The following is a 23,354-nucleotide window of genomic DNA, read 5'->3' as shown; positions in this document are numbered from 1 at the left end:
CGGGCGGAGCCCGCGTCCTGCGGGGGCGACGCGCTGAGGAAGCGACGACGCCTGAGCGCCAGCGAAGGCGACGGAGCCCTCAGCGCTTGGAGCCCAATCGACGAGCCAAGCCGTACGAGGCGACGGGCGCGAAGCGTCCCGAGCGCGGGCGGAGCCCGCGTCCTGCGGGGGCGACGCGCTGAGGAAGCGACGACGCCTGAGCGCCAGCGAAGGCGACGGAGCCCTCAGCGCTTGGAGCCCCCCATAAGAACAGTCAGCACCGGGTCGAGTGCCTCCTCGATCTCCGTGGCGCAGGCCCGGAACACGTTCAGGGGAGAGCCGTACGGGTCGGCGACCTCGTCGCGTTCGGGATCCGGGGCCGGGAGCCGGCCGCGCAGCGCGGAGGCGGCCCGGACCAGGAACCTTCCCCGGTCGGCCAGGTCGTCGACCGGCACCGAGGCGTGCTCCAGGGCACGTATGAGCCGGGAGAACTCCTTGAGCGTGAACGTGCGCAGACCCGAGGCGTGGCCCATCGACACCACATGGGCGCGGTGGTCCCGGGTGGCGGTCAGCACCAGGTCGGCCTCGGCGACGTGCTCGTCGATCAGCTCACGGCCGTGGAACCCGCTGGGGTCCCCGCCGAACTCGCGGACGACCTCGGCGGCGAAGGGCTCCATCGGGGAGCCTTCGTGCCCCCAGGTCCCCGCGCTCTCCACCACGATCCGGGCGGAGTCGAGCGGCGACAGGCGGACTGCGAGGGCATGGCGGGCCAGCCGCTCGGCGATCGGCGAGCGGCAGATACTGCCGGTGCAGACGAACAGGATGCGGAACGGCGTGTCGATCGACTGCGCAGCCCGTACGGGGTTCCCCGTGGTGCCCGTCGCCCCGGTGGGGCCGGGCGTCAACTCACGGCCTCCAGGTCGGGCACGACCTCGCGCAGCTGCTCCAGGGAGAGGGCGCCCGCGCGCAGCAGCCGCGGCCGGGCACCGGTGACGTCCACGATCGAGGACGGCAGTGTGCCGGGGCACTCGCCGCCGTCGAGGTAGACCGAAACCGCGTCGCCGAGCTGCTTTTCAGCGTCATCGGCCGTCGTGGCCGCCGGGTGCCCGCTGCGGTTGGCGCTGGACACCGCCATCGGCCCGGTCTGGAGGAGGAGTTCGATCGCGACGGGGTGCAGTGGCATCCGGATCGCCACCGTGCCGCGGGTGTCGCCGAGGTCCCAGGCGAGGGACGGCTGGTGGTAGGCGACGATCGTCAGCGCGCCCGGCCAGAACGCGTCGACCAGCTCCCAGCCGGCCTCCGGGAACCCGGTGACCAGGCCGTGCAGCGTCGTCGGCGAGCCGATCAGCACGGGGGTGGGCATGTCCCGGCCCCGGCCCTTGGCCTGCAGGAGCGCGGTGACGGCCGACGGCGTGAAAGCGTCGGCGCCGATCCCGTACAGCGTGTCCGTCGGCATGACCACCAGGTCGCCGCGGCTCACGGCCGAGGCTGCTTCGCGCAGCCCCAGCTCGCGGTCGGTGGCATCGGAGCAGTCGTAGCGTCGGCTCATGCTGAGTCCTCCTTGCGGGCGGTGGCGAAGCGGGGGCGGTTGTTGAGGTCGCGGTGGTCGGCCGCGTCCGCCCAGCCGGCTTCCTCGTTGAAGATCCACGGGACGTCGCCGCCCTGGGTGTCCGCGTGTTCGACGACGACCAGGCCGCCGGGCCGCAGCAGGCGGTGCGCGGTGCGCTCCAGCCCGCGGATCAGGTCGAGGCCGTCCTCACCGGAGAACAACGCCAGTGCCGGGTCGTGGTCACGGGCTTCGGGCGCCATAAGGGCCCGGTCGCCCAGTGGTACGTACGGCGGATTGGTGATGACCAGGTCGAAGGTGCCGTTCAGCTCGGGCAGCGCGTCCAGGGCGTCGCCCTGGTGCAGGGCCACCCGGGAGTCCGCGGTGTTCCGTTTCGCGTACGCGTACGCCCGGTCGTCGAGTTCGACTGCGTAGACGATCGACCGGGGCACCTCCTGGGCGACCGCGAGCGCGATCGCGCCGGAGCCCGTACAGAGGTCGACGACCAGCGGCTCGGCGACGTCCATCGCCCGCAGCGCGTCTATCGCCCAGCCGACCACGACCTCGGTCTCCGGGCGCGGCACGAACACCCCGGGACCGACTTCAAGTTCGAGGTACCGGAAGAACGCCCGTCCGGTGATGTGCTGCATGGGCTCACGCGCCTCGCGGCGCGCGATGGCCTCCCAGAAGCGCATGTCGAACTCGGAGTCCTTGACGGTGTGCAGCTGTCCCCGTTTGACGCCGTGCACCCAGGCGGCCAGCTCCTCGGCGTCGAAGCGCGGCGATCCGACGCCGGCGTCGGCAAGCCGCAGGGTGGCCTGGGCCACCTCGCTGAGCAGCAGGTTCATCGGTCTCCATCCCCAGTCCGCAGATGCGCACGAGCTTTCCCCTGCCCAGCAGGGGGGTGTGGGCGGGTCCCCGACAGCGTCAGGGACCGCCCGGCGGCACACTCAGGCCTCAGCCAGCCGTGCCGCGATGTCGGCGTCGACACAAGCCTGGACCACCGGGTCCAGGTCGCCGTCGAGCACCTGGTCAAGGTTGTACGCCTTGTAGCCGACGCGGTGGTCCGAAATCCGGTTCTCCGGGTAGTTGTACGTACGGATCCGCTCTGACCGGTCCACCGTACGCACCTGGCTACGGCGCACATCGGAGGCTTCCTTGTCAGCGGCCTCCTGCGCAGCGGCCAGGAGCCGGGAGCGCAGGATCCGCATCGCGTGGTCCTTGTTCTGCAACTGGCTCTTCTGGTTCTGGCACGAGGCGACCACGCCGGTGGGGACGTGGGTGATCCGTACGGCGGAGTCGGTGGTGTTGACCGACTGGCCGCCGGGACCGGACGAGCGGTAGACGTCGATCCGCAGGTCGTTCGGGTTGATGTCGACGTCGACGTCCTCGGCCTCGGCGAGCACCAGGACACCGGCCGCCGACGTGTGGATGCGGCCCTGCGACTCGGTGGCCGGAACGCGCTGCACTCGGTGCACGCCACCCTCGAACTTCAGCCGGGCGAACGGGCCCTGGCCGGGCTCGGCGACGGCACCGCGGGTCTTCACCGCGACCGAGACGTCCTTGTAGCCGCCGAGGTCGGACTCGTTGGCGTCGATCATCTCGGTCTTCCAGCCCCGTCGCTCGGCGTACCGGAGGTACATCCGCAGCAGGTCCGCGGCGAACAGGGCCGACTCGTCGCCGCCCTCGCCGGCCTTGACCTCAAGGATGACGTCCTTGTCGTCGGCCGGGTCGCGCGGCACGAGGAGCTCGCGCAGCTTGTCGGCGAGGACGTCGCGGACCACCGCCTGCTCCTTGGCCTCGGTCGCGTACTCAGCCGTCTCCTCGCTGGTCTCGGCCTCGTTGGCGAGCTCACGGGCGTCCTTGATGTCCTCGCCGGCCTGGATCCAGGCGCGGTAGGTCTCGACGACGGGCGTCAGCTCGGAGTAGCGCCGCCCGAGCTTGCGGGCCTGCCCCTGGTTGGCGTGCACACCGGGGTCGGCGAGCTGTTCTTGCAGCTCGGTGTACTCCGAGAGCAGGTCGTCCATTGCCTCGAACATCAGGTTCTCCCTCGTAGAGCACTCCGTACGGCCTCACACAAGCGAACAGCGCCGGAGGGAGACACGGTTCTCCGTGCTTCCTCCGGCGCTGCTGGGTCGCTACGCGGCGGGAGTGGTCGCCTTGCCGAAGCGCTTCTCGAAGCGGGCGACGCGGCCACCCGTGTCGAGGATCTTCTGCTTGCCCGTGTAGAACGGGTGGCACTGCGAGCAGACCTCAACGGTGATCTTGCCGTCGGGGGCCGTGCTGCGGGTGGTGAACGCGGCACCGCAGGTGCAAGAGACAGCAGTCTCCACGTACGCCGGGTGGATCTCGGGCTTCACAGGGTTCTCCTTGGAGTTCGGGAGGGCACCGGGTCGTCACCCGTGTGGGTGTCACGTGAACCGGAGCCGACGTACCAGTCTGCCAGGAGGGTGCGGCCTGGCCCAAATCGGGGGGCGCATCTTTTGGGGGATCCAAGCGCTGAGGGCCCCCTCGCCTTCGGACACAGCCGTACGCCCCGGCATTCCTCATGCCGGGGCGTACGGATTATGCGGATTCTTTGTCATCCGCCGTTCGGCTGTTACTCGCCGTTCGGCGTCGTCTTCTGAATCTGCATCATGAACTCGGTGTTGCTCTTCGTCTTCTTCATTTTGTCCAGGAGCAACTCGATCGCCTGCTGCTGGTCGAGGGCGTGCAGCACCCGGCGCAGCTTCCAGGTGACCGCGAGCTCCTCGGCCGCCATGAGGATTTCTTCCTTACGGGTGCCGGACGCGTCGACGTCCACCGCCGGGAAGATCCGCTTGTCGGCGAGCTTGCGGTCGAGCTTGAGCTCCATGTTGCCGGTGCCCTTGAACTCCTCGAAGATGACCTCGTCCATCCGCGAGCCGGTCTCGACCAGCGCGGTGGCCAGGATCGTCAGCGAGCCGCCGTTCTCGATGTTGCGCGCCGCGCCGAAGAACTTCTTCGGCGGGTAGAGAGCGGTCGAGTCGACACCACCGGACAGGATGCGGCCCGACGCCGGGGCGGCGAGGTTGTACGCACGGCCCAGGCGGGTGATCGAGTCGAGCAGCACGACCACGTCGTGACCCAGCTCGACGAGACGCTTGGCGCGCTCGATGGCCAGCTCGGCGACGATGGTGTGGTCCTCGGCCGGACGGTCGAAGGTCGAGGAGATGACCTCGCCCTTCACCGACCGCTCCATGTCGGTGACCTCTTCCGGACGCTCGTCGACCAGGACGACCATCAGGTGGCACTCGGGGTTGTTCGTGGTGATCGCGTTGGCGATCGCCTGCATGATCATCGTCTTGCCGGTCTTCGGCGGGGCGACGATCAGACCACGCTGGCCCTTGCCGATGGGCGACACGAGGTCGATGATGCGCGTCGTCAGGATGTTGCCGTCGGTCTCCAGGCGCAGCCGCTCCTGCGGGTACAGCGGAGTCAGCTTGCCGAACTCCTCACGACCGCGGGAGTGCTCCGGCTCCATGCCGTTGACGGTGTCCAGGCGGACGAGCGCGTTGAACTTCTCGCGGCGTTCGCCGTCGTGCGGCTGGCGCACGGCGCCGACGATGGCGTCACCCTTGCGCAGGCCGTTGCGGCGGACCTGGGCGAGTGACACGTACACGTCGTTCGAGCCGGGCAGGTAGCCCGATGTGCGCACGAAGGCGTAGTTGTCGAGGATGTCGAGGATTCCGGCGACCGGGATCAGGACGTCGTCGTCCGTGACCTGCACCTCGGGTACGGCCTCGAAGCCCTCACGCCCACGACGCCCACGGCGGTCGCGGTAACGTCCGCGGCGACGCCGGCCGTTGCTGTCGAACTCGTCGTCGTCGTTCGGGTCGTTGTTGCGGCTGTCCCGGTTGTCCCGGCCCCGGCCGCCCGGGTTGTCGTTGCCGTCCGCGGCGGCGACGGTGTTGTTGCGGCGGTTGTCGCCGCGCTCCGCCCGCTCGGGACGGTCCTGACGCTCAGTGCGCTCAGTGCGCTCAGTGCGCTCAGTGCCCGCGGCGCGCTCGGGACGGTCGGTGCGGTCCGTGCGCTCGGGACGGTCCGTACGCTCGGCACGGTCGCCACGCTCCGGGCGGTCACCGCGCTCGCCGCGGTCCCGGTCCCGGCCACGACGGCGGTCGCGACGGCCTTCACGCTGCTGGCCGTCGGCGTCGCCGCGCTGGTTGTTGTTCTCGCCTTCGGCGGCCTCGGGCTTGCGCTCGACGACCACGGCGTCGACCGCGGGGGCCTCGGCCTGGCGACGGCCGCGCGTCGGCGCGGCGGTCTCCGCGACGGCAGGTGCGACCGCACCCTGCTCCGGGATGTCGATCTGCTGGGCGCGCGAACGGGCGTTGCGGCGGGCGCCGCGCGATCCGGCCTCGCTGACGACCGGCTCAGCGACCTCGACGACGGGGGCCGCCGCGGAGACTGCCGGGGCCGACTCAGCCGGAGCGATAGTGGTGGCCTTGCGGGTGGCGCGACGCGGGGCCGGGGCCTCCGCGGGCGCGGCGACCTCGGCTGCGGGCGCGACAGCCGCGGCGGGCTGCTCGGTGGCGACTGCCTTGGCCCGCGTGGCGCGGGTGGTGCGGACCGGGCCCTCCACCACCATGTCACCGCCCTGCTTGGTCTGGATCGCCTCGATGAGCTGGCTCTTGCGCATCCGGCCGGTGCCGCTGATGCCCAGGCCGGAGGCGATCTGCTGCAACTCCGCGAGGACCAGGCTGTTCAGGCCGCCGCCGGCGGCCCGACGGCGACGGGGGGCCGCAGTGCTTGCCTCGGCAGAGGTGGACGCGCCATTTTCGGCGGCGGTGGCGTCCATGAGATCGGTGGTGTCGCTCACGTAGGGTCCTTCCCTGGAGCGGGCGCTTGCCTTGAAACGGCTCGGCGACCGGTTGTGCTGTCCGATCCGCGTCGTTCTGTGCTGACAGCGGTCCGGTGCGGTGGTCCGCCCTGAGAGGGCGGGAAGAAGATGCGACGGGTGCTCGACCCGTGCTGAAGACTCTCAATCTGGGGGAATCGGCAAAATCGTCGGGACCCCGGAAAACGCGCGTCACGGTGAAGAATCGCCGTCCGCCCTAGACCGGACGACATCGGGGGAGCCGCATTCGACGCATCGCCACAAAGGGCTGGGCGGCAAAGGACTGGCAGGAGGGGAAAGCCCCCGATGGACCGCAGAGGCCCCTCCACACGAGTGCACCGAACCCGCCCGGATCTATAGGGGCGGAGCACCTGGTGCGGTGGTGAGATTAACACTACCGGACCCAACTGACATTCCCCCACCCCGTGCCACCCATTCGCCGGAGGGCTTGATCAATACATTCCGTGCTGTACGGCGCGCTGTGCGCTGTGTTGTGTAATCGGCCGGCCCGGCCTGTACGGGTCCCGCCCCGGATGGGTGCGTATCCTCGCCCCCGGGAAAAATCACCCCAACGGAAGGATGCTCGCTCCGTCCCCATCGATGTCAAGACGGTGGACCGTCCAATCCGCGTCTGCGAACGCGAGTGTCCTGTCAACCTGTTCTGCGGTGGCGAGGACGAGGACGGTGGGTCCGGCTCCGGAGACCACCGCGGCCAGCCCGGCCGCGCGCAGCCTGGCGATCAGTGCCGCGCTGGCCGGCATCGCCGGGGCGCGGTAGGCCTGGTGCAGTCGGTCTTCGGTGGCCGGGAACAGCAGGTCCGGCCGTGAAGTCAGGGCGGTGACCAGAAGCGCCGCCCGGCCGGCCGTCGCCGCAGCGTCGCAGTGCGAGACCTTGGCCGGAAGCAGCCCACGGGCGACTTCGGTGGACAGTGGGGTCGGCGGGACGAAAGCGAGCGGTGATATCTGACGGTCCGGCATGGATCGTACGACAAAAGGCCGTTCGATGCCCGGACCGGAAACCCCGGCGCCGTCGGACCACCCGCTGGTGCTGTCCATCCACGAGATGGTGAAACCGCCGCGCAGACACGCCGCGACGTTGTCCGGGTGGCCTTCGAGCTCGGTGGCCAGCGCCAGCACGGCGTCGTCGTCGAGCTTCTCGGCCCCGCCGATCACGACACCGCGGGCGGCCAGGATGCCGGCGCAGATCGCGGCGGCGGAGGACCCCAGACCACGGCTGTGCGGGATCCTGTTGGCGCAGACGACTTCAAGGCCGGCCGGCCGGCCGCCCAGCGCGTCGAAGGCCGCGAACATCGCCCGGACGACCAGATGCCGCTCGTCGCGCGGCAGATTGTCGGCACCCTCACCCGCGATGTCGATGGACAGGCCGGAGTCGACCGCCCGGACCACTACGTCGTCGTACAGGGACAGTGCGAGCCCGAACGCGTCGAACCCCGGACCGAGGTTCGCGCTGGTGGCCGGGACACGGACCCGGACAGGGGCGGCACGGAAAGCAGGACCGGCCATGAACTGTGTGTACTCCCTCGCTCAGAGGTCTCCGTACAGGAAGCAGGAAGCCTCTCAACCGGAGCACCAGCCTACCGAAGACACGTTCGCTTTTTGGTCAGCCGGTAGGCCGGTGCTGCGGAGTTTCGACTACGGGCAGGCCCCGGCTGCGACGTCGGCTGCGGCCTTCGGCCGGAATTTTAGCCGAGGCCGAGCTGCGCGGCGGCTGCCGCCGCGTCGATCGGGACGATGACCGGCTTGGGGGCTCCGGCGACCGCCCAGTCCGGGTCCTTCAGACCGTTTCCGGTCACTGTGCAAACGATCTTCTGCCCCGGATCGACACGGCCTTCGTCGGCCGCCTTGAGCAGACCGGCCACCGAAGCCGCCGAGGCGGGCTCGACGAACACGCCTTCCTGCGCGGCGAGGAGGCGGTACGCGGACAGGATCTGCCGGTCCGTCACAGCTTCGATCAGGCCACCCGATTCGTCCCGCGCCGCGATGGCGAAGTCCCACGAGGCCGGGTTGCCGATCCGGATGGCGGTGGCGATGGTCTGCGGCGACAGCACCGGTGCGCCGTTGACGATCGGTGCCGAACCGGCCGCCTGGAAGCCCCACATGCGCGGCCTGCGGGTGGCGAGGCCGTCCCTGGCGTACTCCTGGTAGCCCTTCCAGTAAGCGGTGATGTTGCCCGCGTTACCGACCGGGAGGACGTGGATGTCGGGCGCGTCGCCGAGCATGTCGACGATTTCGAACGCGGCCGTCTTCTGGCCTTCGATGCGCACCGGGTTGACCGAGTTGACCAGCGCGACCGGGTACTTGTCGGCCAGGTCACGGGCCAGCGTCAGACAGTCGTCGAAGTTGCCGTCGACCTGGAGGATGTGCGCACCGTGCACCAGCGCCTGGCCCATCTTGCCCAGGGCGATCTTGCCCCGCGGCACGAGCACCGCACACACCATGCCGGCCCGTACCGCGTAGGCCGCGGCCGACGCCGACGTGTTGCCGGTGGACGCGCAGATGACGGCCTTGGCGCCCTCTTCGGCGGCCTTGGAGATGGCCATGGTCATGCCGCGGTCCTTGAAGGACCCGGTCGGGTTCGCGCCCTCGACCTTCAGGTAGACCTCGCACCCGGTGCGCTCGCTGAGCCGTTGTGCGCGCACCAGCGGCGTGCCGCCCTCACCCAGGGTGACCACTGGAGTGTCCGCGCTGACCGGGAGCCGGTCGCGGTACTCGTGGATCAGTCCGCGCCACTGGCCGTTCGTCTGAGTCGCCACAGCGTTCATGTGTCCTACTCCCCTTCGACCCGGAGGATGCCGGCGATGTCACGGACGATGTCCATGTTGCGGAGCTCGTCGACGGTCGCCGAAAGTGCGGCGTCGGTCGCGGCGTGGGTGACGATGACAAGTGTGGCGTCACCGTCGCGGCCCTGCTGGCGGACCGTGTCGATGGATACACCGTGGTCGGCGAACACCGTGGCGACCTGGGCGAGCACACCGGCCTTGTCGGCCACGTCCAGGCTCAGGTGGTAGCGGGTGATCGCCTCTCCGACGGGTTTCACGGTGAGTTGCGCGTACGCCGACTCGCCGGGGCCCGTGGAACCGTTGACCTTGTGCCGCGCGACGGCCACCAGGTCGCCGAGCACGGCGCTGGCCGTCGGGGCACCGCCGGCGCCCGGACCGTAGAACATGAGCTGTCCCGCCGCCTCGGACTCGACGAAGACCGCGTTGTAGGCCCCGCGCACGCTGGCCAGCGGGTGCGACCTGGGGATCATCGCAGGGTGGACGCGGGCGCTGACCGAGTTCCCGTCGGCGCCGCGCTCGCAGATCGCCAGGAGCTTGACGACGCAGTCCATCGCCTTCGCGCTGGCCACGTCCGCCGAGGTGACCTCGGTGATGCCTTCGCGGTAGACGTCGGCGGCGACGACGCGGGTGTGGAACGCGATGCCCGCGAGGATCGCGGCCTTCGCGGCGGCGTCGAAGCCCTCGATGTCGGCGGTCGGGTCCGCTTCGGCGTAACCGAGCGCGGTGGCCTCGTCCAGCGCCTCGGCGAAGCCTGCCCCGGTGGAGTCCATGCTGTCGAGGATGAAGTTCGTGGTGCCGTTGACGATGCCGATGACCTTGTTGACCTTGTCGCCGGCGAGGGACTCGCGCAGCGGCCGGATCAGCGGGATCGCACCGGCGACGGCGGCCTCGTAGTACAAGTCCACGCCGTTCGCGCTCGCTGCCGCGTGCAGCGTCGCGCCGTCCTCGGCGAGCAGCGCCTTGTTGGCCGAGACGACCGACTTGCCGTGCTCCAGGGCTTTGAGGATGAGGCTGCGGGCCGGCTCGATGCCGCCGATGACCTCGATGACGATGTCGACGTCGTCGCGTTTGACGAGCTCGACGGCGTCGGTGGTGATGAGCGCCGGGTCGATGCCCTCGCGCACTTTGTTCGGGCGACGGACGGCCACCCCGACCAGCTCGACCGGGGCGCCGATCCGGGCGGCGAGGTCCGTGGCGTGCGTCGTCATGATGCGGGCCACTTCAGAGCCGACTACACCACAACCGAGCAGCGCTACCTTCAGCGGCTGCGTACGCATCATGCGACCTCGCTTCATCGAAGACTTTTGCGGTTGAGTCTGCCGTCTACCTGGTCGGAAGGGACAGGCGGCGTCCCCACAGTGTTACCGGGATCATCCTGTGGACGGTCCCTGTTCCAGCATCCGAGACTCGTACGGTCTGGAAAATCAGCCCACGTCGAGGCTGAGCAGGTCCTCTGCCCACCTCAGCCCACATCCAACAGCAAGAGGTCCTCTTCGGTCTCCCGGCGCATGATCAGACGCGCCTGACCGTCCTTGACCGCGACCACCGGCGGCCGGGTCACGTGGTTGTAGTTGCTCGCCATCGAACGGCAGTACGCGCCGGTGGCGGGGACGGCGACCAGGTCGCCCACCGCCAGGTCGGCCGGCAGCCAGGCGTCCTTGACGACGATGTCGCCCGATTCACAGTGCTTGCCGACCACACGGGACAACATCGCGGTGGCGTCCGACTTACGGGACACCAGTGCCACGCTGTACTCCGCGTCGTACAACGACGTACGGATGTTGTCGGACATACCCCCGTCGACACTGACGTACGTACGGAGACCGGGAAGTGCCTTGACCGTACCGACCTCGTACAGAGTGAACCCGCTCGGGCCGACGATCGCCCGGCCCGGCTCGACGGACAGGCGCGGGACGGCCAGCGACGCGGCTTCGCATTCGCGACGCACGATGTCGCCGAGCGACTTCGCGATGACCTGCGGGTCCTGCGGGTCGTCCGCGCTGGTGTAGGCGATGCCCAGGCCGCCGCCGAGGTCGATCTCGGGCAGTTCCACACCGTGTTCGTCCCGGACGGCCGCGAGCAGCGCTACGACCCGCCGGGCGGAGATCTCGAAGCCCGCGGTGTCGAAGATCTGCGACCCGATGTGCGAGTGCAGGCCGGCCAGCTCCAGGGATTCGAGCTTGAGAATCCGTCGTACGGCCTCCGCCGCGGTCCCGTCCGAAACGGCGAGGCCGAACTTCTGGTCCTCGTGCGCGGTCGCGATGAACTCGTGGGTGTGGGCCTCGACGCCGACCGTCACCCGGACCAGCACCCGCTGGCGGACGCCCGCCGTCTCGGCGATCGCCGCGAGCCGCACGATCTCGTCGAACGAGTCGACGATGATCCGGCCGACGCCGGCCTCGACCGCGCGGGTCAGTTCGACCTTCGACTTGTTGTTGCCGTGGAAGGCGATCTTCTTCGGGTCCATCCCCGCGGACAACGCCACCGCGAGTTCCCCACCGCTGCACACGTCGAGGTTCAGCCCCTCTTCGCTGATCCAGCGGACCAGCGCCCGGCACAGGAACGCCTTGCCGGCGTAGAAGACGTCCGCGCCCTCGAACGCCTGCTTCCAGTCGCGGCAGCGCATCCGGAAGTCGTCCTCGTCGAGGACGTAGGCCGGGGTGCCGAACTCCGCGGCGAGATCACGCACGTCGATTCCGGCCACCGACGTGACGCCGCCGGTCCCCCGTACGACAGTTTTCGACCACACCTTGGGGTCGAGCGCGTTCAGGTCCTCGGGGACGGTCATCGGGTGACCTTCGGGGAGGACATCGGCGTGACGGGGCCCGGCGGGGTGGGCGGAACGGCTCATGGTGGTGCGTACTCCCCAAGTAAGAAGAACAGCAGGAAGACCGGCAGTCAGGGACCGGAGAAAGGCGATGTACAGGATCACTGCGCGATGAAACAGGAACGGCGGACCCTCTCGGGCCCGCCGTTCCGCGTATTACATCTGCTCGGGCGCGGAGACTCCGAGCAGGTCGAGGCCGTTGACCAGGGTGGTCCTGACCGCCTCGATCAGCCACAGGCGCGAGCGGTGGAGGTCGTTGACCTCTTCGTCGCCCCTCGGCAGGACGCGACTGGTGGGCGCGGCGTAGAAGTGGTGGTACGCCCCGGCCAGTTCCTCCAGGTAGCGGGCCACCTTGTGCGGTTCACGGTACTTGGCGGCGAACTCCACTGCCGCCGGGAACTCGCCCAGTTTGCCGAGCAGCTTGATCTCCGGCTCGGTGCTGAGCAGTTCCGGAGCGAAGGAGTCGTGCCACCGGATGCCCAGGTCGGCCGCGTTCTTCATGAGGGACGAGGCCCGTGCGCCCACGTACTGCACGTAGTAGACGTGATTCTCGTTCTTCGTGCTGGTCAGCACGTCGACGTCGAGGGTCAGCGTGCTGTCCGTCGAGGAACGCGCCATCGAGTAGCGGGCCGCGTCGACGCCGATCCACTCGATCACGTCGTCGATGGTGATGATGTTGCCGGCCCGCTTGGACAGACGGACCTCCGCACCGTCGCGCAGCATCTTGACGAACTGCCCGATCTTGACCTCGATGTTGCGGTTCACGTCATCGCCCGCACAGGCCGCGATGGCCCGGAGCCGGTTGACGTAGCCGTGGTGGTCCGCGCCGAGCATGTAGACGCAGGTCTCGAAGCCGCGGTCCCGCTTGTTCAGGTAGTAGGCGGCGTCGGCGGCGAAGTAGGTCGTCTCCTTGTCCGCCTTGATCAGGACGCGGTCCTTGTCGTCGCCGAAGTCGGTCGTACGCAGCCACACCGCGCCGTCCAGCTCGAAGACGTGGCCCTGCTCGCGGAGGCGGTCCGTCGCCTTCTCCACCGCGCCGCTGTTGTGCAGCGACTTCTCGGAGAACCACACGTCGAAGTGGGTGCCGAAGTCGTCCATGGACTTCTTGATCTGCGCGATCATGAGCTCCAGGCCGGCCTCGCGGAAGACCGTCAGTTGCTCGTCTTCGGGCAGACCGAGCACGTCCGGGCGCAGCGCGAGGATTTCCTTGGCGATGTCGTCGATGTACGCGCCGACATAGCCGTCGGCGGGCAGTTCGCGGCCGTTGGCCGCGGCCAGCAGCGAGCCGCCGAACTTGTTGATCTGCACACCGGCGTCGTTGAGGTAGTACTCGGTGGTGACGTCGGAGCCCGACGCCCGCAGCACCCGGGCGAGCGAGTCGCCGAAGGCCGCCCAGCGCACGCCGCCGATGTGGATCGGTCCTGTGGGGTTGGCGGAGACGAACTCAAGGTTGATCTTCAGCCCCATGAGGGACTCGTTGCGGCCGTATGCCGCACCCGCGTTCACGATCGTCCTGGCGAGCTCACCCTGCGCGGCGGCGTCCAGGGTGATGTTCAGGAAGCCGGGCCCGGCGATGTCGACCTTGGCGATGCCCGCGATCTGCTCCAGGGCGTCCTTCAGCAGCACCGCGATCTCCCGCGGGGGCCGCCCGGCCGGTTTGGCCAGCTGGAGGGCGATGTTGGTCGCGTAGTCACCGTGGTCGCGGTTCTTGGGTCGCTCGACTGTCACCGTTTCGGGTACGGCGACGGTCAGTCCGTTCGCCTCTACGGCGGCACGGACCGCGGACAACACTGCCTGGGAAAGCTCTGCGGGAGTCACAGGGAAAAGGGTAGGCGACAGCACCACCCGGCTGCCCACCGGTTTACGTGCTGAGACCCGCCCCCGGGGTCAGCTCCCGCACGATCTCGATCAGGCGCTCCGGGTCGAACGGCTTCATGAGGTACGCGTCGACCCCGACCGCCCTGGCCCTGGCCAGGTCGGAGCTCTGGGTGCAGGCACTGATGATCACGATCTTCAGGTGGCTCGTGCGCGGGTCGGCGCGCAGCCGCGCGGCCGTCTTGATCCCGTCGAGTCTCGGCATCATCACATCGAGGGTGACCAGGTCGGGGGACAGCCTGTGCACCTTCCCCAGGCAGTCCTCGCCGTCCGCGGCGGTGACCACTTCGTAGCCTTCCAACTGCAGATTGACCATGATCAACCGGCGGATGACCTCATCGTCGTCGACGACCAGCACCCGCCCCGCCACCACCGGTTCCCCATCCACCACACCGACCCTACGAGCCGTACCGCGCCGGGCGCAGCGGTTCGCGTACATCGCCGCCGCCGGACATGTGGCACCTTCACGGATCCCTCACCTGTGCCGCGCCGGAAACCCCGGCGCAAAGCGCGGTCCTGAGCTGGTAATGTTCATTCCGAACTGAGCCCCCGTAGCTCAGGGGATAGAGCACCGCCCTCCGGAGGCGGTGGCGCAGGTTCGAATCCTGCCGGGGGCACTCGCAAGACCCAGACCGCCTTTCGAGGCGGTCTTTTGCGTTTCCACCACAAACCCAGGCTCGCGGGATACCCGTACGAACTGGGTCTTTGCCGATTCCAGCCCTTGTGGCCCGTGGCCCCCACGCACAACTGTGGACCACACATGCTCTTGGGGAGGGAACCGTGATGATGTCCGCCGAAGGCACACCGCACACCGAGCAGAGCAATGCTGGGCAGAGCGACGCCGAACAGAGCGAAGCCGGCCAGGGCAGTGCGGATCAGAGCAGTGCGGATCAGAGCAGTGCGGATCAGGGGTGCCCAAAGGAGTTCACTGAAGATTCTTCGTATACCTGACGTGATGTGTCAGCCTCCCCCGGGACGCTGGGTTTGTACACCAAGGACGATCTGAGGAGTTCCCATGACAGCCCTGGCCCGCGAGATCACTGACGAACGCGACGGACTCCTGCTCTTCCTCGCCGAACAGCGGCACGAACTGCGGCTGGCCGCCAAGGAACTGACGGAGGACCAGGCCTCGGCGACGCCGAGCGCGAGCGTCCTGTCGGTCGGCGGACTGATCAAACACGTCGCCCAGTGCGAGCGCGGCTGGATCTCCGTCGTCCTCGCCGGGAACGAAGACCCGAAGCCGGACCGGCGCCACGAGTGGGCCGACGACTTCAAGCTCATGGAGGGCGAGAGCCTCGCCGGCGTCCTGAAGATGTACGAGGAGATCGCCGCGGAGACTGAGGAGATCGTCCGGGCACTGCCGGACCTGGACGTCGAGGTCCCCCTGCCGGAGGCCCCCTGGATGCCGAAGGGTGCCACGCGCAACGCGCGGTGGATCCTGCTGCACCTGATCACCGAGACGGCCCGGCACGCGGGGCACGCGGACATCGTGCGGGAGACGGTGGACGGGAAGACCTCACTGGATCTGTCCTTCAGCCCTGCGGAACTGGCCGCCTACCTCGAGGCGAACAAGCAAGCGTAAGCACGACTGCGGAAAGGGAGGAGCCTCCGGGAGGCTCCCCCTTTTCCCTGTCAGGTCGGGTCGTACGGGGCTCAGCCGCGCCCCGGCCACCTCGGATCGGGGTGTCATAGAGGATGATTCCGCGGTCCGGCCGGACCGATCCGGCGGGCCCGTCGACGTGTTCGACTGTTTTCAGCCACTATGCGACTGTCCGGCGAAGTGAAATACCACCCGGACGCGGGCGGTTGGGGCCGACTGCTTCCGGCCGGTTGCCGCGAGCCCGGCGGCCGGCGGCCCGGCGGTGCGCCCGGCGGCTCTCCATCCGGCACCGAATCCCCGGTCAGGGGAGAGCGGGCCGCCCGCGCGGTGTCGTGGAACCCTGCATGACACACGGCCTTCGACCCAGTCGTCCGCGGCGCACCCGTGCCGACCCGGACCGCACCGGGTGTGGCGTGCGTATTGCGTACGGATTGACGATCCGTCACGTCCTGAAACGCCGCTTGTGCCCCATGCGTCCACCAAGACACAGTCGGAGACGTACCACCCGACGCACGGCTGGTCAGCCCAGTTCCGCCCGTACGCCCCGCCACTGATCGATCCGGCATCTTCCCCTGCCGGACGACAAGGGGATCAGCAGCGCTCACTGCTGGTCGCACGCACAGCAACTACCGTCACGCACCTGCCAGTTCGGCGCGTCGCCATACCGATGGCGGTCCCCCGCGCCAACCCTTGAGGAGAAACCTCAGATGGCAATGGTCCGATTCACCAGACGGCGTCTGGCCGTCACCCTCGCCGGCGGCGCCGGCGCTGCGGCGCTCATCGTCACCGGCGCGCCGTACGCCGGTGCGGCGGCAGCCCCGTCGCCGGTGGGCACCATCGCCGGGGCGGACGCCCCGGAGTCCATCCAGGACAGCTACATCGTCACCCTGAAGACGGACGACCCGGGATCGAAGAGCGCCAGCCTGGCCGGGAAGTACGGCGGCCAGGTCAACCGTACGTTCACCTCGGTCAAGGGCTACTCCGTGACCCTGCCGGCCGAGCAGGCCAGGAAGCTCGCCGCCGACCCGGCGGTGGCCGCGGTCGAGCAGGACCGGATCGTGCACAGCAGCGCCACGCAGACCAACCCGCCGTCGTGGGGCCTGGACCGGATCGACCAGCCGAACCTGCCGCTCAACCAGAAGTACACCTACCCGGACACTGCGGGCGGGGGTGTCACCGCGTACATCATCGACACCGGTGTGCGCATAACCCACCAGGACTTCGGCGGCCGGGCGTCGTCCGGAATCGACACGGTGGACAACGACAACAACGCCAACGACGGCAACGGACACGGTACCCACGTGGCCGCGACCGTCGGGGGTACGTCCTACGGCGTCGCGAAAAAGGTCAAGATCGTGGCGGTCCGGGTGCTCGACAACCAGGGCTCCGGCACGCTGGCCGGCGTCATCGCCGGAATCGACTGGGTGACCAACAACCACAAGAAGCCCGCCACGGCGAACATGTCACTCGGCGGCGGCGCCAGCACCGCCCTGGACAACGCGGTGAAGAAGTCGATCGCCGCCGGTGTCACGTACGCGGTCGCGGCCGGTAACGAGAACCAGCCCGCATCGAACGTCTCACCCGCACGTGTGAAGGAAGCGATCACCGTCGGCTCGACCGACCGGACCGACGCGCGCAGCTCCTTCTCGAACTACGGTTCGGTGCTGGACATCTTCGCGCCCGGCCGGGACATCACCTCGGCGTGGAACACCAGCAACACCGCGTCGAGGACCATTTCCGGTACGTCCATGGCAACTCCGCACGTGACCGGGATGGCCGCGGTCTACCTGGCCGGCCACCCCACCGCGACCCCGGCGCAGGTCTCCGCCGCCCTGGTCGCCGCGGCGGCGTCCAACAAGGTGACCAACCCGGGTACCGGATCGCCGAACAAACTGCTCCAGGTCACCTCGTGAACCACCCGCACCCGGCTGGAAGATGACCTCGTCGGCCTGACCGCAACGGACTGACACCGGACATCGCAGCGAGTGCAGGACCGGCCCCCGGACGGATTTCCCGCCCGGGGGCTGTACACATAGTGAGAGACAGTCGCCCTGCTGGTGCGGTGGAACGGCGACTCCTGACAGTCCGTAGGATCAGCCCGCGTGATGACCAAAGTGAGACGGAAGACCGCGTGCCTGCTCGGCACGTTGACCGCCTTCGCGGCGATCGGCTGGGCACCGCCCGCGTTCGCCGACGACGGCAAGGACAAGCCGGCAGAGCCCCCGCGCATCAACCTGGTGCTGGACGTCAGCGGCTCGATGCGCGCGAACGACGCCGGCGGGATGACCCGGATCGCCGCCGCCCAGCGGGCGTTCAACGAGATCGTGGACGCGGCCCCGGCCGGGGCGCACCTCGGAGTGCGGGTGCTCGGCGCCGACTACGCGGGCGTGGACAAGGCGGTGGGCTGCAAGGACACCCGGCAGCTGTCGGCTGTCGGCCCCACCAACAAGACCGAGATCAAGGCGGCTGTGGCGGCCCTGCGGCCGACCGGCTTCACGCCGATCGGCCCGGCGCTCCGGGCCGCCGCACAGGACTTGGGCGCCGGCAACGGCACCCGCCGGATCGTGCTGATCACCGACGGTGAGGACACCTGCTCCCCGCCGGACGCCTGCGACATCGCCCGCGAACTCGCCGCGCAGGGAACACATCTGACGGTGGACACCCTCGGTCTGGTGCCGGACGACAAGACCCGGCGGCAGCTGAGCTGCATCGCCGACGCGACGGGCGGCACGTACACCTCGGTGGCCAACGCCGAAGACCTGTCGGGCCGCGTCCAGCAGTTGCTGGCCCGCGCGGTGACCACCGCCGCGGACACGCCCACCCCGACAAAGGGCAGCCCCAACGGCTGCGCGGACGCTCCCCTGCTCGGCCCGGGTGTGTACAGCGACCGGGTCGAGTTCGAGCAGCACCTCTGGTACAAGGTCCCGGTGCTGCCGGGCCAGGAGCTGCGGGCTTCGGCTTCCGTCTCCGCCGACCGCCGGGTCAACCGGGACTACGACACCACACTCACCGCGTTCACCGACGGCGGGCGGGAGTTGGTGAAGCACACGGACGCCGGAAACGGCCGTACGGACGTGCAGTCGGCGGGGTTGCGCTGGCCGCGCCCCGGCGACACGGGCGACGCGAAACCCGAGGACGCGCAGAGCGTGTGCCTGATGCTCAGCACAGCCTTCGCGGCCGGTGACGGTGTCGCGCGCAAGCCCGGCCTGCCGGTGGAACTGGCCTTCGACGTGGTCGGCGCCTCCGACCGGAACGTCGCGAACACGCACGGGCTCGGCCACGGCTGGGTGTTCTTCGGCGTACTCGCCGGTGCCGGTCTGGTCGCCGGACTGTTGTCCGGCTGGATCGCCCGGTTCTTCCGTGGAAGCAGGGGGACCGCGTGATGGCTGATTTTGAACACTTCACCCGCCCGTCCGCACTCCTCACGCGCCCGTCCGCACTCCTCACGCGGCTGTCCACCGTACGAAGGCCGTTGATTCTGGCAGCGGGCCTGCTCGTGCTCGGCGCGACGAACGCCGCGGCGGCCCCGAGCCCTTCGCCGTCGGCTCCGGCCGTGCCGGGGTCGGCGTTCGCGAGCGCCCCGGCCGGGACGTCGTTCCTGACCGCCGGTGCGCTCCAGACCGGCCAGGAGGGGCTGGTCTCAGCCTCCACCAACGAGTTCCTCTACTGGTCGTTCCCGGCCGCCGGGGGCAAGGACGTCACCACGAAGGTGACCGTGGACCTGCCGCCGTCGGCGGCGCGTACGGGAGATGAGACCTGGCGGGTGGACGTCTACGACGGCCTGCGGCGGCACCAGCCGTGTGTGGGCGGCCCGAAGACCGACCGCGAGCAGATCACCGCCCCACGCGACATCGCGTCCGTGACGCTGGCCTGCACGCCGCGTACGGTTCGCCCGTGGGCCGACCCGTGGTCGAACGACCCGCTGCCCGGCGTCTACTACGTGCGGGTGACCGGGATCGGCATCCCCGAGGGGGACGCCGGCCTGGCCGTGAAGGTACGGGTCAAGGTCACCACGGAAGACGGCGACAACGCCGGTCCGCAGACCGGGCAGCGGCTCACCCCGCCGCTCGTCCCGGTCAGCAAGGCCGGCGGGGCACCGCTGGCGGCCGGAACGGTCGTGCACAGTCGCGAGGTGGAGATGCCGGAGGGCGCCGACGACGGCGACCCGTTCGGCTGGAACTGGCTGTCCGGCCCTGACGGCCGCTGGGTGTGGACGGCCGGCGGCGCTGCGGTCGCCGTGCTGTTCGGGCTGGCCGGTTTCCACCTGACGCGGATCCGGCGGCACTTGTTCAGCTGACGCGGCGCTTGTCCGGCTGAAACAGCGGTCTGCCCGGCGGCAGCCGGGCAGACCGCTCCGGGTGTGCTGTTCCAGCTGAGCCTGGGACACCGCGCCCGGAGCGGTCCGGTCAGCTCTCCGGCCAGTGGTCAGATCGCCTTCATCACCGCGCCCCGGGCTGTCAGGGTGTCCGCGGTGACGTACACCTGTCCCGCGTCCAGATCGGCGAACCACAGACCCAGCGGAATGATCGGCGGCAACGGCAGTCCGTCCGGGGTGAAGGTCAGACAGGTCAATGGCGTACGGATGCCGTTGATGCAACCGTAGAGCCGGTCTGTGTACAGGACAACATGCCCCTTCAGAGTCAGGTCCGGCGTGGTCATCAACAGGTTGGTGTGCCCCGGATCGCTTGACCGCAGGCGGTAGTTCACCAGTTTTGCGCTGTCCATGTGGACGGCGAGGACCCGCTTCCCCTTACCGTCGGCGGTGGGGAGTGTCCTGATCTCCACCAGTGACGTGCTGCCCGGCTTCAGTGAGTCGGCGGTGGCGTGCGGAGTGGCCGCCACCACCGGTCCGGCATTCAGGTCCGGCGCCGGCCACGGAATCGCGACCTGCGGACTGGCCGACTGAACCGGGGCGGTGGCGGCCCGCGCCACCGGGTCGCCGGTGACGGCCAGTCCGAACAGGACCGCCAGCGGGATGACCGCGACGCGTGCCGCCCCGCCGCCGAGGGCGGAGCCGCCCCCGAAGGCCGGTCCTGTCCGCGGGGACTTCGGCGCGCGGGTCGGCCGGGGCGGGATCACGACGATCGCGTCTTCAGTCGTCCGTACGCCGTCGTCCACCGGGTTGAGCCGAGTCGTCCCCGGCTCTTCCGCAACCGGTTTCATCAGCTCCCCTGCGGTCTTTCCGGGCGGGTCCACCGCATGCTGGGCAGCTTCGCGCTGGGTGTCTACATGCCGGATGCCGCCACAACGGGCGTCCTCGCGCCGGGCGTCCTCGCGCCGGGCGTCCTCGTGCCGGGCTTCGGCGTGCCGGGCTTCGGCGTGCCGGGCTTCGGCGTGCCGGGCTTCGGCGTGCCGGGCTTCGGCGTGCCGGGCTTCGGCGTGCAGCGCCGCGGTGTCCGGTGCCGCGGTGTCCGGTGCCGGGCGTGGGGTCCAGGAGAAGCCCATCCCGCCGCCGAGGACGGCGAGGATCGAACCCACGAGGAACCCGCCCAGGTTGGACAGCGGGAAGGCGATGATCCCGGCCAGCACGCCCGCGAGTGCGGTGAAGTGCCGGTTCGCCGGAGTCACCCAGAGCAGCAGTCCGGCGATGGTGATCACCGCGCCGAGGGCAAGGCTGACGAAGCCCCCCACGCCCATCGACAGCATGATCGGCATCGGCGCCCACGGGATCGCCATGATCTCCACGCCGCCGCAGGCCATGAACAGGCCGCCCCAGAACGGGCGGGAGCGCCGCCAGCGGTGGAAGGCCCGGCGGGCCGGCAACAGCCGCTCGCGCGGGGTCCCGGCCGCTGCCCACTGGCTGGGGAACTCCGCCACCCGCGCCGCGCGACGCCGGCGTTTCCTCAGAAGCATGACTTCCCGTCCAGCGCGACCTGCAGCCGCAGGCCCTTCAGCTTGAACTGCCCACCGGTGGCGGCCCAGGCGGTCGCCTTGACGTTGTTGGTCTTGATGTTCTTGGCCTGCAGGCCGAACGCGCCGGAGTCACCCGTCACGCCGGGCACCGCGTCGAGGGTCGCCGCGTCCCGGCCGATCTCGGCCGTGCCGAACTCCGCGTCGCCGCTGAAGTCCTCGGAGTCGATCAGCAGGTTCTGTGCGGTGACCTGACCGGCCGGACCACCTGCGGTCAGTTTGATCGTGACGTTGCCGATCGGCGTCTTGACGGTCGCGGACTGGCAGATGTCCGCCAGCTTCGCGTTGCCGACACCGAGCAGCGACACCGGATGTGACTTGCCGTCAGACGATTTGTCGATCTTCACGAACGAGGTCAGACCGTCGCCTTCCAGGCTGGAGCTGGTGACCTGGAAGCTCGACCCGGAGACGGCGAAACTGGCCGGCATCGCGCCCTCGGCCATCGCCGCGCCCATCGCGAAGATCACGCCGACGGCCGGGACGATCACAAGGCCGGCTTTCAGCCACCGGGTCCTGCCCTCCGTTACTTCTTTGCTCTCAGACTCACGCATGGAACCTCCTCATGACCGGCGGGCGGCATCGCCCGCCCGGGATTGAGACCAGGCGTACGTGGTGCGGTGATCGCCCCGCGGCGGTCGCCCCGCGGGGGTGCCCGGCGGGAAAGCGGAAGGTGCGGGCGAAACGGGAGCGTATGACACGGGTGTGACCCAGGACACCACTTTGACCACTGTGAGCTGAGTCACAGTCAAATGATGTTGCGATGTAACCAGCCAGTCGTTGCGCGGATTCCCAACAGGCCGCCAAGGCGCCCTTGCGAGAGGCCCTACTCGGCAGTAAGTTAATCGCCGCTAGGGAGATTTCGGCGCGGACTCCAACGGAGGAGGACAGCGATGACCCAGCTCGAGAACCCACCTGTGCACGTGGCGCCACAGACGGCTCCACAGACGACTCCACCCGAGGCCGGGCACCACCAGCCGTCCGGGGACGAGGTCGAGAACCTCCTCCTCCAGCCGCGCGACGTCCAGTTCGACTGGTCCGCCCTGCCCATGCACTGGGTGCCCGGCGACCCGCAGACCACGCACACCCTCAACGTCCTGCACCTGTTGCTCCCCGAGGGCGAGCGTTGGTTCGCGGCCATCTTCAAGCAGGCGCTGCCGCTGATCACCGACGACCGGCTGCGCGAGGACGTCCTGGGCTTCATCGCCCAGGAGCACATCCACGCCGAAGCCCACCAGGGAGTCCTCGACCACCTGCTTGAGCGCGGCCTGGACTGCCGTCCCTACACCCGGCAGATGGAGTACCTCTTCCGCAAGGTCCTCGGCGAACGCACCGACCTGTCGCCGGAGTTGAGCCGCGAGCACCTGGTCGAGCGGATCGCCACGGTCGCCGCGATCGAGCACTTCACGGCGTACATGGGCAACTGGGCACTCACCCACTCCGAAGCCCTCGACCGGGCCGGGGCCGACCCGGTGATGCTCGACCTGCTGCGCTGGCACGGCGCGGAGGAGGTCGAACACCGCACGGTGGCCTTCGACCTGATGGCGCATCTGGACAGCCGGTACATCCGCCGGACCCGGGCGATGGCGATGACCGCGCCGCCGTTCATCTGGCTGTGGATGCGCGGCGTGCGCTTCCTGTTCGCCGGCGACCCCGAGCTGGACGCCGCGGCGAAGCCGTCCCTGCGCGCAGCGCACAAGGCCATGAAGGCCGGGAAGCTCCCGAAGCCGATGGACCTGTTCAAGTCGTTCCTGAACTACTTCCGGCCCGACTACCACCCCACCCAGGAGTGCTCGACCCTCCGTGCGGTCGCCTACCTGGGCACCTCCCCCGCGGCGCGCGCCGCCCAGTAGGCCGGTCCCGGACAGGCAAAGCCGGGGCGGCCTGTCCGGGCCCTCCTCCCCCACCGCCCCGACCTGCCGCGTCGTTCATGAAAAAAGTCCACCGTGAAGATCACTGAAG

At 69.4% G+C, this 23,354-nt stretch carries 18 protein-coding genes, 1 tRNA gene and 1 pseudogene; 6 read left to right on the top strand and 14 right to left on the bottom strand.

What is annotated here, in order from left to right:
* Positions 1–224: 224 nt before the first annotated feature.
* The 12 genes from AC0Z36_RS18160 to AC0Z36_RS18105 all read right to left on the bottom strand — a co-directional run bounded on the left by AC0Z36_RS18160 (position 225) and on the right by AC0Z36_RS18105 (position 14,273).
* The gene (locus AC0Z36_RS18160; RefSeq protein WP_485463970.1) at positions 225–821 is read right to left on the bottom strand and encodes an arsenate reductase/protein-tyrosine-phosphatase family protein; all 597 of its coding nucleotides are present in this window, start codon (positions 819–821) and stop codon (positions 225–227) included.
* Positions 822–880: 59 nt separating this feature from the next.
* Complete coding sequence (locus AC0Z36_RS18155; protein ID WP_485463967.1) at positions 881–1,528, bottom strand: L-threonylcarbamoyladenylate synthase; 648 nt, start codon at positions 1,526–1,528, stop codon at positions 881–883.
* Positions 1,525–2,373 carry a peptide chain release factor N(5)-glutamine methyltransferase gene (prmC, locus tag AC0Z36_RS18150; protein WP_485463966.1) on the bottom strand — a complete coding sequence of 283 codons (849 nt, stop codon included), beginning with the start codon at positions 2,371–2,373 and terminating at the stop codon, positions 1,525–1,527. The genes AC0Z36_RS18155 and prmC overlap by 4 nt, the downstream gene beginning before the upstream one ends.
* Positions 2,374–2,475: 102 nt before the next feature.
* The gene (gene prfA / locus AC0Z36_RS18145) at positions 2,476–3,564 is read right to left on the bottom strand and encodes a peptide chain release factor 1 (RefSeq protein WP_485463965.1); all 1,089 of its coding nucleotides are present in this window, start codon (positions 3,562–3,564) and stop codon (positions 2,476–2,478) included.
* Between the two features lie 99 nt (positions 3,565–3,663).
* Positions 3,664–3,885 carry a 50S ribosomal protein L31 gene (rpmE, locus tag AC0Z36_RS18140; RefSeq protein ID WP_485463964.1) on the bottom strand — a complete coding sequence of 74 codons (222 nt, stop codon included), beginning with the start codon at positions 3,883–3,885 and terminating at the stop codon, positions 3,664–3,666.
* Positions 3,886–4,124: 239 nt separating this feature from the next.
* Positions 4,125–6,365, bottom strand: a complete 2,241-nt coding sequence (gene rho, locus AC0Z36_RS18135; RefSeq protein WP_485463963.1) for a transcription termination factor Rho — start codon at positions 6,363–6,365, stop codon at positions 4,125–4,127.
* A gap of 581 nt (positions 6,366–6,946) precedes the next feature.
* Complete coding sequence (thrB, locus tag AC0Z36_RS18130) at positions 6,947–7,906, bottom strand: homoserine kinase (protein WP_485463962.1); 960 nt, start codon at positions 7,904–7,906, stop codon at positions 6,947–6,949.
* A 179-nt stretch (positions 7,907–8,085) separates the two neighbouring features.
* Positions 8,086–9,165, bottom strand: a complete 1,080-nt coding sequence (gene thrC / locus AC0Z36_RS18125) for a threonine synthase (protein WP_485463961.1) — start codon at positions 9,163–9,165, stop codon at positions 8,086–8,088.
* Positions 9,166–9,170: 5 nt separating this feature from the next.
* On the bottom strand, positions 9,171–10,463 hold the full coding sequence (locus AC0Z36_RS18120; protein WP_485463960.1) for a homoserine dehydrogenase: 1,293 nt from the start codon (positions 10,461–10,463) through the stop codon (positions 9,171–9,173).
* A gap of 182 nt (positions 10,464–10,645) precedes the next feature.
* Positions 10,646–12,034, bottom strand: coding sequence for a diaminopimelate decarboxylase (gene lysA, locus AC0Z36_RS18115; RefSeq protein ID WP_485463959.1), 1,389 nt, complete (start codon positions 12,032–12,034; stop codon positions 10,646–10,648).
* A gap of 132 nt (positions 12,035–12,166) precedes the next feature.
* Positions 12,167–13,828, bottom strand: a complete 1,662-nt coding sequence (gene argS / locus AC0Z36_RS18110; RefSeq protein WP_485463958.1) for an arginine--tRNA ligase — start codon at positions 13,826–13,828, stop codon at positions 12,167–12,169.
* A gap of 43 nt (positions 13,829–13,871) precedes the next feature.
* Complete coding sequence (locus AC0Z36_RS18105; RefSeq protein WP_485463957.1) at positions 13,872–14,273, bottom strand: response regulator; 402 nt, start codon at positions 14,271–14,273, stop codon at positions 13,872–13,874.
* A 157-nt stretch (positions 14,274–14,430) separates the two neighbouring features.
* Here AC0Z36_RS18105 and AC0Z36_RS18100 point away from each other — a divergent pair.
* The 5 genes and pseudogenes from AC0Z36_RS18100 (at position 14,431) to AC0Z36_RS18080 (ending at position 19,782) form a co-directional block, all read left to right on the top strand.
* Positions 14,431–14,502 (top strand) — tRNA-Arg (locus AC0Z36_RS18100).
* Between the two features lie 398 nt (positions 14,503–14,900).
* Entirely contained in the window at positions 14,901–15,467 is a 567-nt protein-coding gene (locus AC0Z36_RS18095; protein WP_485463956.1) for a DinB family protein, read from the top strand.
* Between the two features lie 725 nt (positions 15,468–16,192).
* Positions 16,193–17,389: pseudogene (locus AC0Z36_RS18090) on the top strand (S8 family peptidase); the annotation flags it as partial.
* A 201-nt stretch (positions 17,390–17,590) separates the two neighbouring features.
* Positions 17,591–18,868, top strand: coding sequence for a VWA domain-containing protein (locus AC0Z36_RS18085; protein ID WP_485463955.1), 1,278 nt, complete (start codon positions 17,591–17,593; stop codon positions 18,866–18,868).
* A complete protein-coding gene (locus tag AC0Z36_RS18080; protein WP_485463954.1) occupies positions 18,868–19,782 on the top strand; it encodes a peptidase in 915 nt (304 codons plus the stop codon). The genes AC0Z36_RS18085 and AC0Z36_RS18080 overlap by 1 nt, the downstream gene beginning before the upstream one ends.
* 128 nt (positions 19,783–19,910) lie before the next feature.
* Here AC0Z36_RS18080 and AC0Z36_RS18075 read toward each other — a convergent pair whose 3' ends face one another.
* The gene (locus AC0Z36_RS18075; protein ID WP_485463953.1) at positions 19,911–21,338 is read right to left on the bottom strand and encodes a DUF6114 domain-containing protein; all 1,428 of its coding nucleotides are present in this window, start codon (positions 21,336–21,338) and stop codon (positions 19,911–19,913) included.
* The gene (locus AC0Z36_RS18070; RefSeq protein ID WP_485463952.1) at positions 21,329–21,946 is read right to left on the bottom strand and encodes a DUF6230 family protein; all 618 of its coding nucleotides are present in this window, start codon (positions 21,944–21,946) and stop codon (positions 21,329–21,331) included. Before AC0Z36_RS18070 ends, AC0Z36_RS18075 begins: the two co-directional genes overlap by 10 nt.
* A 339-nt stretch (positions 21,947–22,285) precedes the next feature.
* Between AC0Z36_RS18070 and AC0Z36_RS18065 the strand changes: the two genes are divergently transcribed.
* Positions 22,286–23,245, top strand: a complete 960-nt coding sequence (locus tag AC0Z36_RS18065) for a metal-dependent hydrolase (RefSeq protein ID WP_485463951.1) — start codon at positions 22,286–22,288, stop codon at positions 23,243–23,245.
* The last annotated feature ends 109 nt before the right edge of the window (positions 23,246–23,354 follow it).

It is taken from the genome of Kitasatospora sp. UYEF31, assembly GCF_057291755.1.
Note: the sequence above shows the minus strand (reverse complement) of the source record. Positions and strands in the feature narration are given on the sequence as shown.

What these genes read in the sequence shown, in the direction of transcription:
- AC0Z36_RS18075 (WP_485463953.1), bottom strand. Translation starts at nt 21,338, where the DNA reads ATGCTTCTGAGGAAACGCCGGCGTCGCGCGGCGCGGGTGGCGGAGTTC.
- thrC (WP_485463961.1), bottom strand. Translation starts at nt 9,165, where the DNA reads ATGAACGCTGTGGCGACTCAGACGAACGGCCAGTGGCGCGGACTGATC.
- thrB (WP_485463962.1), bottom strand. Translation starts at nt 7,906, where the DNA reads ATGGCCGGTCCTGCTTTCCGTGCCGCCCCTGTCCGGGTCCGTGTCCCG.
- AC0Z36_RS18120 (WP_485463960.1), bottom strand. Translation starts at nt 10,463, where the DNA reads ATGATGCGTACGCAGCCGCTGAAGGTAGCGCTGCTCGGTTGTGGTGTA.
- AC0Z36_RS18070 (WP_485463952.1), bottom strand. Translation starts at nt 21,946, where the DNA reads ATGCGTGAGTCTGAGAGCAAAGAAGTAACGGAGGGCAGGACCCGGTGG.
- AC0Z36_RS18095 (WP_485463956.1), top strand. Translation starts at nt 14,901, where the DNA reads ATGACAGCCCTGGCCCGCGAGATCACTGACGAACGCGACGGACTCCTG.
- prfA (WP_485463965.1), bottom strand. Translation starts at nt 3,564, where the DNA reads ATGTTCGAGGCAATGGACGACCTGCTCTCGGAGTACACCGAGCTGCAA.
- AC0Z36_RS18085 (WP_485463955.1), top strand. Translation starts at nt 17,591, where the DNA reads ATGACCAAAGTGAGACGGAAGACCGCGTGCCTGCTCGGCACGTTGACC.
- AC0Z36_RS18080 (WP_485463954.1), top strand. Translation starts at nt 18,868, where the DNA reads ATGGCTGATTTTGAACACTTCACCCGCCCGTCCGCACTCCTCACGCGC.
- prmC (WP_485463966.1), bottom strand. Translation starts at nt 2,373, where the DNA reads ATGAACCTGCTGCTCAGCGAGGTGGCCCAGGCCACCCTGCGGCTTGCC.
- lysA (WP_485463959.1), bottom strand. Translation starts at nt 12,034, where the DNA reads ATGAGCCGTTCCGCCCACCCCGCCGGGCCCCGTCACGCCGATGTCCTC.
- AC0Z36_RS18155 (WP_485463967.1), bottom strand. Translation starts at nt 1,528, where the DNA reads ATGAGCCGACGCTACGACTGCTCCGATGCCACCGACCGCGAGCTGGGG.
- AC0Z36_RS18065 (WP_485463951.1), top strand. Translation starts at nt 22,286, where the DNA reads ATGACCCAGCTCGAGAACCCACCTGTGCACGTGGCGCCACAGACGGCT.